The 13,306-nt window shown below is 62.8% G+C and carries 15 protein-coding genes and 1 tRNA gene; 5 read left to right on the top strand and 11 right to left on the bottom strand.

The window, feature by feature from the left end; translation table 11 throughout:
• The 11 genes from fliW to flgF form a co-directional block, all read right to left on the bottom strand.
• A partial coding sequence (gene fliW, locus VN419_RS12160; protein ID WP_325647493.1) for a flagellar assembly protein FliW occupies nt 1-203 on the bottom strand: 203 nt, incomplete at its 3' end.
• Nucleotides 176-418 carry a carbon storage regulator CsrA gene (gene csrA, locus VN419_RS12155; RefSeq protein WP_325647492.1) on the bottom strand — a complete coding sequence of 81 codons (243 nt, stop codon included), beginning with the start codon at nt 416-418 and terminating at the stop codon, nt 176-178. The genes fliW and csrA, both read right to left, overlap by 28 nt.
• Before the next feature lie 132 nt (nt 419-550).
• The gene (gene flgL, locus VN419_RS12150) at nt 551-2,197 is read right to left on the bottom strand and encodes a flagellar hook-associated protein FlgL (RefSeq protein ID WP_325647491.1); all 1,647 of its coding nucleotides are present in this window, start codon (nt 2,195-2,197) and stop codon (nt 551-553) included.
• A gap of 16 nt (nt 2,198-2,213) precedes the next feature.
• Nucleotides 2,214-4,325, bottom strand: coding sequence for a flagellar hook-associated protein FlgK (flgK, locus tag VN419_RS12145; protein ID WP_325647490.1), 2,112 nt, complete (start codon nt 4,323-4,325; stop codon nt 2,214-2,216).
• On the bottom strand, nt 4,326-4,808 hold the full coding sequence (gene flgN, locus VN419_RS12140; RefSeq protein WP_325647489.1) for a flagellar export chaperone FlgN: 483 nt from the start codon (nt 4,806-4,808) through the stop codon (nt 4,326-4,328).
• Between the two features lie 107 nt (nt 4,809-4,915).
• Nucleotides 4,916-5,800: a rod-binding protein gene (locus VN419_RS12135; RefSeq protein WP_325647488.1), complete on the bottom strand. Its 885-nt coding sequence runs from the start codon at nt 5,798-5,800 to the stop codon at nt 4,916-4,918.
• Nucleotides 5,801-5,802: 2 nt separating this feature from the next.
• A complete protein-coding gene (locus VN419_RS12130; protein WP_325647487.1) occupies nt 5,803-6,948 on the bottom strand; it encodes a flagellar basal body P-ring protein FlgI in 1,146 nt (381 codons plus the stop codon).
• Nucleotides 6,949-6,968: 20 nt separating this feature from the next.
• Nucleotides 6,969-7,664 (bottom strand): flagellar basal body L-ring protein FlgH, encoded by a 696-nt coding sequence (locus tag VN419_RS12125; protein WP_325647486.1) that lies wholly within the window; start codon nt 7,662-7,664, stop codon nt 6,969-6,971.
• Between the two features lie 36 nt (nt 7,665-7,700).
• Entirely contained in the window at nt 7,701-8,711 is a 1,011-nt protein-coding gene (gene flgA / locus VN419_RS12120; protein WP_325647485.1) for a flagellar basal body P-ring formation chaperone FlgA, read from the bottom strand.
• Between the two features lie 22 nt (nt 8,712-8,733).
• Nucleotides 8,734-9,516, bottom strand: coding sequence for a flagellar basal-body rod protein FlgG (gene flgG / locus VN419_RS12115; RefSeq protein WP_325647484.1), 783 nt, complete (start codon nt 9,514-9,516; stop codon nt 8,734-8,736).
• A 30-nt stretch (nt 9,517-9,546) separates the two neighbouring features.
• Nucleotides 9,547-10,329: a flagellar basal-body rod protein FlgF gene (gene flgF, locus VN419_RS12110; RefSeq protein ID WP_325647483.1), complete on the bottom strand. Its 783-nt coding sequence runs from the start codon at nt 10,327-10,329 to the stop codon at nt 9,547-9,549.
• Nucleotides 10,330-10,554: 225 nt separating this feature from the next.
• Between flgF and VN419_RS12105 the strand changes: the two genes are divergently transcribed.
• The 5 genes from VN419_RS12105 to VN419_RS12085 all read left to right on the top strand — a co-directional run.
• Nucleotides 10,555-10,629: transfer RNA gene (locus tag VN419_RS12105), tRNA-Gly, on the top strand.
• 109 nt (nt 10,630-10,738) lie between these two features.
• Nucleotides 10,739-11,224 (top strand): ribosome maturation factor RimP, encoded by a 486-nt coding sequence (gene rimP / locus VN419_RS12100; protein ID WP_325647482.1) that lies wholly within the window; start codon nt 10,739-10,741, stop codon nt 11,222-11,224.
• A gap of 149 nt (nt 11,225-11,373) precedes the next feature.
• The gene (gene nusA, locus VN419_RS12095; protein ID WP_325647481.1) at nt 11,374-12,639 is read left to right on the top strand and encodes a transcription termination factor NusA; all 1,266 of its coding nucleotides are present in this window, start codon (nt 11,374-11,376) and stop codon (nt 12,637-12,639) included.
• A gap of 6 nt (nt 12,640-12,645) precedes the next feature.
• Entirely contained in the window at nt 12,646-12,879 is a 234-nt protein-coding gene (locus VN419_RS12090) for a YlxR family protein (RefSeq protein ID WP_325647480.1), read from the top strand.
• A 14-nt stretch (nt 12,880-12,893) separates the two neighbouring features.
• Nucleotides 12,894-13,306: translation initiation factor IF-2 N-terminal domain-containing protein (locus tag VN419_RS12085; RefSeq protein WP_325647479.1), on the top strand; the 413-nt coding region annotated here is incomplete at its 3' end.

Here is a 13,306-nt window from a genome sequence, read left to right as displayed (position 1 = left end):
TCGGCCACGAGCAGGCCCAGGCCGGGATCGGTGACACATTGCAGAAGCAGAAACGGCGAGTTCTCCCGCACGGGAATGAGCACGAATTCGCGCTTATCGTCCAGTCCGATGAGGCCGTGCGGAAAGTAGAGCACGCTTTCGCGCGCCACTTCACGTTCGCCCAGCTTGGTCTGGATTACGATTTTTTTGGGTCTTCCTGCCATAACGACGCCGCCGCAAGCAGATCCTGCTCGCTGGCCTGAAGGGCCAGGCTGTTCTGTTCCTTGATCTTGAGGTAGACCTCTTCCCGATACACCGTCATATCCTCAGGCACCTCCAGGCCAAGCTTTATCTGCTTGCCCTGGATGCTCAGCACTTTGAGCTTTATGTTCTCGCCCAGATAGAGACTTTCTCCGGGCCGCCTGGTGAGGATGAGCATATTGCCTCGAGTAATCGCCTTTCGTTTCGCTGGCCGCGCCGCGCCATCACGCGGCAAGGGGGCAAGCTAGCCTAAGCCTGGGGGTCATGTCCAGCGCGGATGCGCTTTTAGCCGTTTGCTGCGAGCGCTTCCTTAAAGGTAATTCATCAGGCTCATCTGCATGATCATGGACGAGGACTTGAGCACCGCCTGATAAGCGGTCTCCTGCTGCGACAGCTGTGTCAACAGCTTCGTCAGATCCACGTCCTCCACCGAGCTCAGCTGCGATGTGACGCTGTCCGTCAAGTTGGTCAGGATGGTCTTTGTCGTCGCCGCGCGGTTTTCGCGGCCGCCAACGCTGGCCAGGGAGGTGGTGATCTGCGTCTGGCACAGCTTGAGGCTTTCCAGCGCCTGGCTCACCCCCTGCTGGTTGTTGGTCTCCAGAAAGGCCACCAGGTTGCCCATGGTCTCGAAAAGATTCTTGGTCGGATTGCCGCCATTGCTGGTGTAGGTGCCCGACGAGCTGTCGAACACGGCCGCGGCGTTGCTGCTGGACACGGTGAGCCGCGCGCCGCCGTTGGCCAGCACCTTCTGCGGATTCTGGTAGATGCCCCCGAAGATGTCCTTGCCCACATCATTCACGCGCAGAGTCTCGCTGGCGCTTATCTGCAGGCTCACATTCGCCGTGTTGGGCTTGATGAGGAACTGCGCGCCCGGCTGCAGCATGTTGGAGCCATTGGAGGTCAGGGTCAAAAGACCACCGTTGGCGATGTTCAAAGTGGCGTTGCTTGCGGTTGTATCGGCGGCGACGGTATTGCCCGTGACCCAGGTGGTGCCGTTATCCAGGCTGTAGGAGTACTGGATGTCGCCATCCATGGCCACGGCGGTCGGATTATCGATGCGCACCAGGGCGTTGGCGCTGAAGGAGCCGCGAGCGGAGGCCGAGACGAAGTTTGTGCCCAGCCCCGTGCTGCTCACCGTCGTGGCTCCGGGGTCGGCGTCGTCGCCGTTGTAGATGGCCGAGGGCCGTATCCACATCCAGGTGCCCTTGGTGTCGTTGGTGTCGGTCATGCTGTTGGCCTTCACCATGGTGTCCTTGGCGAAAGTGATGGAGGTGCCGCTTTCCGGCATGCTCACCACCATTTCGCCCGCAGCGTTGCTGGCCAAGCTGCCGTTCAGGAAAGTCTTGCCGCCGTCGATGCTGTAGCGCACGTCGCAGGCGCTCATGAGCGCGGAACTGCCCGTCGAGGCTCCGCTGTTCACAAATTGCACAAGCACCGTGGTCGCGCTGTTGCCCTCGATGCGGAAGCTGTTGCTGGCGGAGAGCGAGGCATCGTTCGAGGTCATCCACAGGCACTCGCTGAAGGCGTTCTGGTCCGTGGCCTGGCCCGCATAAATGCTCTTGTTCTGGTACTTGGTGTTGGCCAGGGCGATGAGCTGCTCATAGATCTGGCGCATCTCGTAGGAAATCTGCGTGCGGTTCTCGTCGCTCACGGTGCCTGTCGAGGCCTCCTGGGCCAGTTCCTTGGCGCGGGTAAGCAGCGTGGAGACCTGGGTCAGGGTGCTGTCCGAGGAAGAGAGCCAGCCCTGAGCGGTGGCCACGTTCTCGGCATACTGGTCGTAAGACTTCAGCGTGGTGCGCAGGTTCAGAATGGTGGCCATGCCCACGGCGTCGTCCGAGGGCTTGTTCACCCGCTTCTGGGAGGAGGACTGCTCGTTCAGATCAGTCAACGTGGCGAGCTTGTTGTTTATGTAGCTCGTCGATTGCGTGTACATCATCTGGGTGGAGACGCGAAGCATGTTTTCCCCCTCTCTGCTACGACTTGAGCGACAGCAGGGTCTGCATCATCTGGTCCGCGGTGGTGATGAGCTTGGCCGCGGCGGTGTAGGCATGCTGGTACTTGATGAGATTGGTCATCTCCTCGTCCAGGTTCACGCCCGAAATGGCCTGCTGTTGATCGTCCAGGTCCGAGGCCAGAGCCTGCGTGTACTGGTACTTGTACTTGGCCTGGGCGCTGTCTGCGCCCACGTCGCTCACCAGACCGGAGTAGTAGTTGTTGATGGTCTCGTTCGAGGTTCCGCCGCGCAGGGTGCTAATGTTGACCTTGGTGGACAAGAGCCCCGCGACGGCCGAGGCGGTGGTGCCATCGCCCTGGTTGGCCTCGCCCGCGCCGTTCACATGTCCCGCGCACAGCCGGTTTGTATCGGTGCTTACTGTGGTGTTTATTCCCAGGTCGGAGCACTTTGATCCGGTGAAATAGGTGTTCAGCCCCAGGGCGGCATACAGGCCGGTGGTGTCCGTGCCCATATTGAAGCTGTAGCCGTCCTTGGCCGTTATGGTCAGCTTGTGGTTGACGATGCTGGCATTGAGATAGCTGCCGTAGGTGCTGTTCACCGCGTCGCGCACATCTTCCAGGGTATCGGTCGCGGGGTTGAAATTGCGCTTGGTGCCCGCGCCGCCGCTGAAGTCCAGCGCGCCGCCCGTCACTTGAAGCCCGGTGCTGGTGTTGTAGATGAACATGTAGGAGCTGCCCGAGGTGAGCTTGCTCGAGTAGGTGAGACCGGAGCTGTTGCTGCCAAGGGCCATGTCGTCGTGCTTCACCGAGTAGGTGCCGGACGCGCTGGTCATGGGCGTCAGGCCGGCGCCTTGGCTGTGCAGCTTGTTGACTTCCCAGGCAACGGTGCTTGCGATGGCATCGAGCTTTTCGCGGTAGGCCCCAAGGTAGTCGTTCTTGTACGAGCACAGCGCGGAAAGGGTGCCGCCCGTCAGGCGGGAGCTATCCATGACGCCGGAGGAGTAGGTGTACGGAGTGATGTTCTCCTTGGTGGAGGTGTTCTCATTCCAGTACAGGGCTCGCGAGGGCACGATGCTGAACTTGTCGCCCACGGAAAGGTTGGTTGTGGGCGCGGTCTCGTTGTCCGTGTTGGTGCCGAACCAGATGGACAGGGAACCAACATCGGCGGCGGTCTTCTGGTCGCGCGCGGCCACATGCAGCTCGTTGCCGTCGGCGCCCTTCAGCCAAGTCTTGCCTCCATCGACGGAAACGCGGAACTGGGCCGCGCTGGCGCCGCTGGAGACATTGCCGCCCTGCACCACTTCCAGGGTGTATTCCTGGTCGTCCGAGCCGGAAAAGTACACCGTGCCATCATAGGATGAGGTGCTGGTGAGGGCATTGGTGGCCTGGGGCGCATCATAGGAAATGGTGAAGGTGTTCGTGCCGTCCACCAGTGTCTGACCGGCCGTGGTGGTGATGGTGACGTTGCCGTCACCCTTGTCTATGTAGTTGATGTCCATGTAGCCGGACAGCTTGCGCACCAGGGCGGCACGCGAATCGAGCAGGGAATTGACGTCCGCCGTGGTGTTCGAGATCTGGCCGTTCAGCGTGGAGATCTGCTTCAGCACGTCATTGACCTCGCCGACCTGCTGGAGAATGGCCGACTCGGTCTGCTGCTGCTGCGTGATGAGGTCGGCGTTTATCCCGTGCAAGGTCGAAATGAGGGTCTGCGTGCTCTCAATGACGTTGCTGCGGCTGCTGGCGTTGTCCGTTGACTGGACCAGGTCTTCCCATGAGGTGAAGAACGAGGTCAGGGTATCGGAAAGGCCGTAGCCGGAGGCCTCATTGAACAGGCTCTCCGTGTTGGAAAGATTGGTGTACAGGCTCTCCCAGCGGTCGCGCATGGTGGCCTGGTCATAGTATTGATTCTCGACATACTGGTTGAAATAGCGCTGCACCTTGTCGACCCAGACGCCAGACCCCACCTGCCCGGCCGCGCCATCGGCCACGTAGGCTTCGGCGAAATTGACCGTGCGGCGGCTGTACCCCGTGGTATCGACGTTGGAGATGTTCTCGCCGGTGACGGCGATGGCGGCTTGCGCTGCGGTGAGCCCGCTCTTCGCAACGCCCATTATGGACGTCAGGCCGGACATTTAGACACCTCCCCGAAACATGCTCACTTGGGGCTGTGCGCTCCTGGCGAAGCGGCCCCGGCGCGAATACATATCCGACTTGCCGGGCTCTATGGCCTGGTGCAGCTGCTTCAGGAGATTGAGGCTCTGGTCGTAGAGCCCCATGGCCAGCTGCCGGTTCATGTCGGCCTGGATGGCGCAGGTCTGCTCGGCGCGGTCAAGGACGGCCAGCTGACCGCTCAACGCCTGGGCCACTTCCGGTGCAAGGCTCTGGGCCACTTCGCTGACGCGTTGCTTGCCGGGATACGTGGTTTCGATGAGACTGCGCAGACTTTTGCGTTCACCGGCGATCTGGCGCATAAGCTCCTGGATGGAAAGCTCCAGAATGCTCACATCCTGAGGCTTGCGGTCGCGCAGGTCGGCAAATTCTTCTTCAAGAAGTGAGGACAGGAGCTCCAGCGCACGGATTTGCCGGGTCAAATTTTCCTGGATGCTCTGGATCATCGCCTCCCCCTTTCTGCTCACGACCGGCATGCGGCCTAAAGTTTTATGTAATTTCAGCTGAATGCAACATCAAACTGCAAACGTGGCAGGCATTCATGTCCTCTGCCCTACCCGATGGTTGCAAATCTGCGGCCAGCGACGATGGAATTTTCGCGCGCCTTGAGCCCATAGCCGGAGACCCTGCTTTGCGCCTGGCGCTGGGCCGGCTGCGGGTCTTGGACCTGGGGATCGCCTGCGGCGGCGGCCTGAATGGACGCCTGGCCTGAAGTCTGACCGGCGCTCTCGGCCTGCCTGCGGTCGTAGTCGGCCTCAATGCGCCGCGCCAAGGCCTCCACATCGGCCATGACGGCCCCTGGCACCGAAGCTGGCACCTTGGGCGCTGCGGCCACGGACGGGGCCGCGGAAGAAGTCTGCGACGCGGCCTTGGCCTGGGCGGATACCGTGGCGGTCGCCGTGGAAGCGGCCGAGGAAGCAGCCTGGGGCCCCAGGGCGTTGCCGCGCCTGGGGGTCTTGAAATCCTTCTTCTCCGGCACTGCGCCGGTGCTTGCAGGCTGAGAAAGCGCGCCCGAGGGCTGATTCGCCGAGATATCGCCCGTGACGGGCTGCAAGGCTTGCGCGCCGGTCTTGCCGGCTGCCTTTCCGCCGCCCTTGATCTTGCCCTGCAGCTGGCTGTAGAGCATGTCGCCCAGGCCGATGCCGCCGTCCTGCGCCATCTTTTCCGTGAATTCACGGTCGAACATGGAACGGTACATCTCCTCCTGGGGCGACTGGAACATGCCGCCCTTGGGGATGGTGGCGCGCATCTGCTCCCACATCTTGCTGATGAACACGGCCTCGAAGTCCGTGCAGGCCTTGCGCAGCTTCTGCTTTGCGCTGGGCCCGGGGGTGATGTCGCCCTTCAGGCGGTCCATCTGCTGCTTAAGGGCGGTAAGCTCGCTGTCCTGGGCCTTCTTGGCCGCAAGGGCTGCGTCTTGGGCGGCGATGTCGGCCATGGCTAGATGACCTCCAGGTCCGCGTGCAAAGAGCCCGCGGTCTTGAGCGTGCGCAGGATGGAGATGAGGTCGCGCGGGGTTGCGCCCACGGAGTTCAGGCCATCTACCAATTCCTGCAGGGTCGCGCCCTCCATGAGCAGCAGGCGGTTGTTCTGCTCCTTCACCTTCAGGTTGGTCTGCGGGGTGGTCACGGTCTGCCCCTGGGAGAAAGGTCCGGGCTGGCTCACGTTGGGCGTCTCGGAGACGACGATCTGCAGGTTGCCGTGGGCCACGGCCACCTTGGTCAGGCGCACGCTGCCGCCCAGCACCACAGTGCCGGTCTTCTCGTCCACCACCACGCGGGCCTTGGAGTCCGGGGAGATGTCCAGGTTCTCCAGCGAGGCCATGAGCGGCACGATGTTGTTCTGGAACTTCGGCGGAATGCTCATCTGAATGGTGGCGCCGTCCATGGCCTTGGCATAGGGCCCGCCCATGGAGGAGTTGATGCGCCCCACCACCTGCATGGCGGTGCCGAAGTCCGGCGTGCCGGAAAGATTGATGGTCATGCCCTCCTGCTTGTTGAACTGGAAGGGCACCTCCCGCTCCACTATGGCGCCGTTGGGGATGCGCGCCACCGTGGTTATGTTCTTCTGGGCCGTGGCGGCCTGGCCTTCGGCCGAGTAGCCGCCGAGGGTGAGGGAGCCCTGAGCCACAGCGTACACGCGACCGTCCAGCCCGCGCAGGGGCGTCACCAGAAGCACGCCGCCCAGCAGGCTCTTGGCGTCGCCCATGGAGGAAATGGTGACGTCCATGGGCGAACCGGGCCGGGCCGAGGACGGCATGCGCGCCGTGACCATGACCGCGGCGGTGTTCTTGGGCTTCAGCGTAGTGGGATTGACGGACACGCCCATCTTTTCCAGCATGTTGGTGAGGGAACGGATGGTGAATTCCGAGGTGGTGCCGTCGCCTGTGCCGGAAAGGCCGACCACAAGACCGTAGCCCACCAGCTCGTTGTTGCGCACGCCGGAGAAGCTGGCGATGTCCTTCAGGCGCACCGCGTGCGCCGGGGCCACGCCGCCGATGATCAGAAGCGTGAGGCACAGCAGGATGACCGCCAGGGTGCGCAGGCGTTCGCCGTGCAGACTGTGGCTGGGTGCGATGCGTTGCATGGGAACCTCCTGAAAAAGCGCTAGAAGGGCCAGATGTTGTCCACGAGGCGGCTCATCCAGCCGGCGCGCTGCTTGTCGGAAAGGGAACCCTGTCCGTAGACTTCGATGCGGGCCTCGGCCAGGGACGAGGACGGCACGGTGTTCTTGGAGTCGATGTCGCGCTGGCGCACCAGGCCGCGCACCACAAGAATCTGCGTCTCATCGTTGATGCGGATCTGGCGGGCGCCTTCCACCTGCATCACCTTGCCGGGCAGCATGCGGATGACGCGGGTGGCCACGGTGGCCGTCAGGGTCGATTCCGCCTTGGTCTCACCAGTGCTCGTGAGCGAACTGTCGCTGGTGGTGCTCAGTCCGGGCACGCCGTTATTGGTCATGCCGGGCACAACCTTGCCCAGAGTCCCGTAAATGCCCGTCTTGGGCATGGCCGTTATGCCGTAGGTGTTGGCATTGGTCTTGGTGGACGTGGTGTCGGCCTTGTGCTTGCCCGTGGTGGTCTCGGTCACGGTGACCATGACGATGTCGCCCACCCTGTTGGCGCGGTTGTCGTCGAAGAGGAACTCCGACTGCCCGGCCTCGAAGAGCGACCCGGGGTTGTTCACCGGCTCGGGTTCGATATTGTTGAGCGGCGTCAGGAGCGGCTCGGGCATGGGCTTTCTTTCCGAGGCGCAGCCGATGAGCAGCGTAAGCAGCAGGAAGGCGGAAATTGGCTTGTTCATGGTCGTGACCTCTGTGTTTGCACGGGCCTTCGGGTCTTAACGCACCACTACGGTGGCGGCGTCCTGCACGGTGGCCAGTATCTTTCTATTGCTTTGCAAGTTGCGGACCTGAATGGCCTGGCCCACGCCGCCGTCGGAAAGCGCCTCGGCCTTCACGTGCAGACGCAGGTTCTGCCCCTCGAACACCAGGTTCACCTTGTCGCCCTTGGCGATGACCGGCACAGGCTCGATGTCCGTCATGCGGATGGCTTGGTCCGGGGCCACGCTTCTGACCATGCGCCAGGGCCCGCCGGTGCCGTCCCAAACATTATCGTTATATGCCAAATTCTTGCGCTTGAACTGCACATGGGCCAGGTTCACCTGCTCCAGGCGGTTCATGGGACGCGTGGGGCACGGCACAGCCCTCCACACGTTGAGAAAGGCCGAGGCGGCGTAGCGGCGCTGCACCTTGCCATCGCTGCCCTTGACCTCAAACAGCAGATTCACGCGGCCCGGCTTCACGGGGCTTGAGGACACGATCTCCATGCGGTCGCGGCCGTTGCCCAGAAAAATGGCGTCCGGTGCGTGCAGGTCCTTTATTTCGATGTCTCCGTTCAAGGCCTGCCCCTGCTTCGTCAAAAATTCGACGGCGCGTTGTTCGATCTCCGGTCCGCCGATGACCGAGCCGCCCCGTTGGACGACAAGCTGTGCAGGCAACGCGCAGGCCCCGGCGATGTCCTCCGCGTGGAAGCGCAAAAGCGAAAGCAGCCGCTCGCGCGAAATGGCGGTCTGGTGTCCGGTGCGGTCCGGCGAGTTCCACAGGGGCCGCGCGGCCATTTCCTTCCAGGCGCTTGCCGGTATTTCGCCCTGCGGCAGGGCGATGTCGCCCAGGAGCACTTTGGGCCCCTGCACACAGGCGGCGCCCTTGATCTGCAGCCACCAGCCCTCGCGCATTTCCACCGCATGGGCGGGCGCGGCGAGCAGCAGCAGACAGAAGGCCGCTGCGCCGGCCGCCAGAAGGCAGCGCAGAGCCCTCCTGGCCTGATCCGCGGCGCGTGAGCGTCTCATGCGTCTTCTCCCTCCGCCCGGCCTAGCGCTTCACGTTGATGGCGGTCTGGAGGATGGTGTCGCTGGTGGTCATGGCCTTGGAGTTCACCTCGTAGGCGCGCTGGCCGATGATGAGCCCCACCATTTCGTCCACCATTTCCACGTTCGAGGTCTCCAGGTAGCCCTGGGCCAAGGTGCCGAAGTTGGTGTCGCCGGGAATGCCCTGGGTGGGCGCGCCGCTGCCGTCGGTCTCCACGTAGACGTTGCGGCCCATGGCCTTAAGCCCGGAAGGGTTCACGAAGTTGTAGGTGGGGATGTCGGCTGAGGCCAATTCCTTGCCGTTGGCGTCAAGGGCGGTGATGCGTCCCTTTTCCGTGATGGTGACGGTGGTGGCGTCGTTGGGCACGGTGAACTCCGGCTGGAGCGGGTAGCCGTTGGCGTTGACGATGCGCCCGTTGTTGTCGAGCTTGAAGTTGCCCGCGCGGGTGTACACGTCGTTGCCGTCCTGGTTCAGCTTGAAGAAGCCCTGCCCTTCAATGGCGATGTCCAGGGTGTTGCCGGTGTTCTGGAAGCTGCCCTGGGAAAAGAACTTGTGCACGGTGACCGGGCGTACGCCCATGCCCACCTGGAAGCCTGTGGGCAGGCGGTTGCCGGACTCGTTCAAGGTGCCTGCGACGGAGAGGGTCTGGTACATCAGGTCCTCGAACTCCGCGCGGCTTTTCTTGAAGGCCGTGGTGTTCACGTTGGCCAAGTTGTTCGAAATCACGTCGATGTTGGTCTGCTGGGCCACCATGCCGGTGGCGGCGGTCCAAAGGGAGCGCATCATGTGGACTATCCTCCTGAAATATCGGCTGGCCTAGCTGATCTGGCCGACCTTGTTGATGACGAGGGATTCCATGCCGTCGGTCGTGGTCATGATCTTCTGGCTGATCTCGAAGGCCCGCTGGGCCTCCATCATGTTCACCATCTCGGTCACGATCTCCACGTTGGATTTCTCCAGATAGCCCTGCTGCACAGAAAGCCCCTGTGCGGGCACCTCCGTGGCGTTGCTGCCTTTCTTGATGCGGAAGGTGTTCTGGCCGACCTTCTCCAAAGCCTTGGGGTCGGAGACGTCCGTCAGATCCAGGGCGCCCACCTGAACGCCATCGGCGCTGATGCGCCCGGTGCCGTCCACGACGATCTTGTTGTCGCGGGGGAGCGTCACCGTGCTGCCACCGTCTCCCAGCACATCGTAGCCCTGCTCGGTGACGAGGCGGCCGTCGTCGGCCAGGCGGAAGCTGCCGCTGCGCGTCAGCATGTCGCCCTCGGGCGTGCGCACCTTGAAGTAGCCCTTGCCCACAAGGGCCAGGTCAAGCGGATTGCCCGTCACCTGCATGCTGCCCTGGGCCTGGTCGGAGTACTGTCCGGAGAGCCTGGGCCGCGCCATGACATAGGCCTTGGGCCAAATCTCCTTGCCGCGGATGTTGGTGCGGTCGTCCGTCAAATAATCGTGGGCAAAACGCTGGAAGGTGTCGTGGAAGGCGTACGAATCCTTCTTGAACCCCGTGGTGTTCACGTTCGCCAAATTGTTGGAGATTGTATCAAGTCTGAGCTCGTTGGACATGGCTCCGAAGAGCGCGCTGTACATGCTTTCGCGCATGGAATCCTCCTGGTCTGCCTCGCTAGATGCAAAGACTGCGCCAAAAATCCCGCCCCAAACTCCTGCCAGACGGGGGGTGAACACCGGGCGACACCCCGGCCGAAACTGGGGCAAACGAGTGAAAATCAAGTTCCACGGCCCGTTAACGGGCAGCAAACAAAGTGCTGGTCAAATCGGGCTTTTTCGTTGACAACGAAGATGGGCCCGACTAGATAGGCCGTGCGGGCGGGTGTAGCTCAATGGTAGAGTACGAGCTTCCCAAGCTCGGTGTTGCGAGTTCGATCCTCGTCACCCGCTCCATGGCCTCAAGGATTCGACCGCCTGTACCTCGCCGGTTCCCGAGATATGGTGGGCCTTTTGGTCCACTTTTTTTATTTGTATTGGAACCGCAAGCAAAGACGGTTTAAGAATGACACGCTCACCCCTGATCGAACGAATCGCCGCCGCCGTCGGCCCGGCTTTGGAACCTTTGGGCGTCCAGCTCTGGGGCATTGAATTCGCCTCGGCCGGAAGCCGCATGGTCGTCCGCATCTATATTGATGCGGAGGATGGCGTCAGCATCGGCGCCTGCGCCAAAGTCAGCCGCAGCCTGGGCGCCGTGTTCGACGCCGAGGACGTGCTGCCCGGCGCCTACGTGCTCGAAGTCTCGTCACCGGGACTGGAGCGCCGCTTCTTTTCCGCCGCGCAGATGGCCGCCTACGCGGGCCAGCAGGTGGACGTGCGGCTGCACGAGCCCCAGGACGGACGCAGACACCTGCGCGGCATCCTGTCCGGCGTCGAAGGCGAGGACATCCTGATCGACGAGGCCGGAAAGGTGACGCGCGTGGCTTTTGACCGTTTGAAGGGCGCGCACCTGGTGCATGAATTTCCCGACACCGGCATAAAGGCTTCCTAAGCCCTGCCGGGCTGAACTGTTTTTTGGACGGGCCGTCCCCCAGGCCCCTGTAAGGCTGGCCGCTTGTCGGCCCCTGTTGGTTTGAAGGACGCAGAATCTCGCGCCGGGAGCGCCGCAAGCGCGGCACCGGCGGCACCGGAGGGAGCGCCATGAGTTCGGAACTGAAGAAGGCCATTGACCAGATCAGCAAGGATCGCGGCATCGACCGCGACCTGCTCATCGACACCCTGGAAGAGGCCGTCCGGTCGTCCGTTGCCCGCAAATACGGCGAGCAGATGGACATCGAAGTGAATTTCAACGAGGAGCTTGGAGAAATCCAGGTCTACCAGTTCAAGGTCGTGGTCAGCGAGATCAACGACCCGGTGAGCGAAATCCTCCTGGCCGAGGCCCGCGAGCACGACCCCAACATCTCCCTCGACGACGAGATGGGATTCAAGGTCAAGATCGAGGACCTGGGCCGCATCGCCGCGCAGAGCGCCAAGCAGGTCATTATCCAGCGCATGCGCGACGCAGAGCAGGAAATCATCTACGAGGAATACCGCGAACGCAAGGGCGAGATCGTCTCCGGCATCGTCCAGCGCCGCGACCGCACCGGCTGGATCATCAATCTTGGCCGCACCGAGGCCCTGCTCCCCAAAGAAGAGCAGATCGCGAGAGAGCGCTACAAGCGCGGCGACCGCATCCAGGCCTATATCATTGAAGTTCAGAAGGAGTCGCGCGGACCGCAGATCGTGGTCTCCCGCTCCCACCCGGACTACATGGGCGCGCTCTTCGCCCGCGAAGTGCCCGAGGTGTACGACGGCACGGTCAAGATCATGGGCGTTGCCCGCGATTCCGGCCTGCGCGCCAAGGTGGCCGTCACCTCCCGCGACCGCGACGTGGATCCCGTGGGCGCCTGCGTGGGCATCCGCGGCTCGCGCATCCAGAACATCGTGCAGGAGCTCAAGGGCGAACGCATCGACATCGTGGTCTGGAGCCCGGATATCGCCGTTTACGCCCAGAACGCCCTGTCTCCGGCCGTCATCAGCCGCATCATGGTGGACGACGAGGAGAAGACCCTCGAAGTCGTGGTGCCCGACGACCAGCTCACCCTGGCCATCGGCCGCAAGGGACAGAACGTCAAGCTGGCTGCGCAGCTCCTCGGCTGGAAGATCGACATCTTCACCGAAAGCCGCTACGGCGAGCTCAATGCCGACAAGAAGGGCATGGACCAGCTGGCCAGCGTGGCCGAGGTTTCCATGGACGCCTTCATCTCCGCCGGTTTCGACACCACCGCCCAGCTGGTGGGCGCCTCGGAGGAGCAGTTGCTCACCGTGGCCGGAATGACCCCGGAGAAGATCCGCGACATGCGCGCGGCCATCAACATTCTTGGCTTGGCCCCCGCGCCTGCCGAGGATGCCGACGCCGCCGAGTAGAGCGACATGACCGATAACGGCCACCCGCAAGGCGCGGGGCCGGTCCGCATGTGCTGCATATGCAGGCGGCGGCTGGCCAAGGCCGAACTGCTCCGGCATGTCCGGGGCGATGGCGAAAAAGGGGAAGGGATCAAACCCGACCCCAAGGGCATATTGCCCGGCAGAGGGCTTTACGTGTGCGGCCAGGCCGAATGCCGCGAGAGATTTCTCCGCTACGGGGACCGGCGGAAGAAGCGCTAACAAGGGGAATGTGAATGGTGACAAAGCTCAAAGTGAAGGACCTGGCGGCCGAACTTGGCATCGGCCACAAGGAGATCCTGCAGCATCTGCGGGACATGGACATCCAGGTAAAAACCTTCATGAGCACCTTGGAGGATGACGAGGCCGAACGCCTGCGGCAGTCGCTGCGCGGAACTCCTTCCTCCCAGACTCAGGTGGTGCGCCGCGAGGTGCAGCCCGGCGTCATCGTACGCAGCCGCAAGGCCAAACCCGGCTCCGAGGAGCATCGCGAGGAAGCTGTTGAGGCTCCCAAGGCGGCCGACGCGCCGAAAATGGATGCCGTCGACGCCGCGCCTGAGCGTTCCTCCGAACCCGTGGCCGAGGCCAAGGCCATCTCCGTGCCTGTGGCCAACGAGCCCAAGGCTGCGGATACCGAGCAGCGTGATAC

Source organism: Humidesulfovibrio sp. (assembly GCF_035560995.1).
Classification (GTDB): domain Bacteria; phylum Desulfobacterota; class Desulfovibrionia; order Desulfovibrionales; family Desulfovibrionaceae; genus Humidesulfovibrio.
This window is presented reverse-complemented; position numbering and strand designations above follow the sequence as displayed.